Raw genomic sequence first — 1,173 nt, 5'->3', positions numbered from 1 at the left:
CCAAGAGCGGCCTAGCGCCCGACAAGTCGCCTTGATTCAGAAGTACCACCCCCAGATTATTGAGGCTATCCGTCGTCTTGGGATGTTCTGCGCCAAGCTCTTTTTCACGGATCGCCAGCGCACGCTCAAAGAGCGGCCGGGCGCCCGACAGGTCGCCTTGATACTGAAGTACCCTGCCCAGATTATTGAGGCTATCCGCCGTCTCTGGATGCTCCGCACCACGTACTTTTTCGCGGATTGCCAGGGCGCGCTCATAGAACTGCCGGGCGCTCGACAGGTCGCCTTGCGCCTCAAGCAGAACCCCCAGGTGATTGAGGCTATCCGCCGTCTCGGGATCGTCGGCGCAAAGCACTTTTTCAAAGATCGCCAGCGCACGTTCCAAGAGCGGCCGCGCTCCCAACAGGTCCCCTTGCTTATAAAGAAGCACTGCCAGACTATCCAGACTCCTCGCAGTCTGATAGTGCTCAGCGCCATGGACTTCTTCATGGATCGCCAGCGCACGTTCAAAGAGAGGCCGGGCGCCCGACAGATCCCCAAGGCCCTGAAGCAGAATCGCCAGATTACTGAGACTAACCGCCGTATCCTCAGCGCTTTGCTCTTTTTCACGGATTACCAGCGCACGTTCCAAGAGAGGCCGGGCGCCCAACAGATCCCCTTGATCCCTAAGCAGCCCCGCCAGATTATTGAGGCTATCCGCCGTCTCGGGATGATCAGCGCCACATGCTTTTTCACGGATCGCCAGCGCACTCTCCAAGAGCGGCAGGGCCCCCAACAGGTCGCCCTGCTGCTGAAGCAGCACCCCCAAATTATTCCGGCTCGCCGCTGTATTGGAATGTTCGGCTCCAAACACTTTTTCTTTGATCACCAATGCACTTTCAAGTATCTGCCTTGCGCCCGAAAGGTCGCCTTGCCGCTGAAGCTCCACACCCAGATTATTGAGGCTTGTCATCGTGACGGGATGCTCGACGCCAAACCAGCGCTCGTTGTTCCCGAGAATCCATCGCCACCACGTCGTAGCCTCCGGCAAGCTGTTACTACTAAGCCAATTTGCAATGCGACCAGCCACTTCGTGCCTCCCCTCCCACGCGAAGCGGTCGATCCCCAAGGCGAGTTCCTGCTCTTCAGACAGTGCCAATAGGTGGTAGGGCAACTCGGTGACGGCGTACTCTGTGA

The 1,173-nt window shown here is 58.2% G+C and carries 1 protein-coding gene; it reads right to left on the bottom strand.

Annotation, left to right across the window (positions count from 1 at the left end; all coding sequences use genetic code 11):
- On the bottom strand, positions 1-1,173 hold a 1,173-nt coding region (locus tag BLR25_RS21150), incomplete at both ends, for a tetratricopeptide repeat protein (protein ID WP_143009961.1).

Origin of the sequence: Propionivibrio dicarboxylicus (assembly GCF_900099695.1) — a bacterium.
Classification (GTDB): Bacteria; Pseudomonadota; Gammaproteobacteria; order Burkholderiales; family Rhodocyclaceae; genus Propionivibrio; species Propionivibrio dicarboxylicus.
This window is presented reverse-complemented; position numbering and strand designations above follow the sequence as displayed.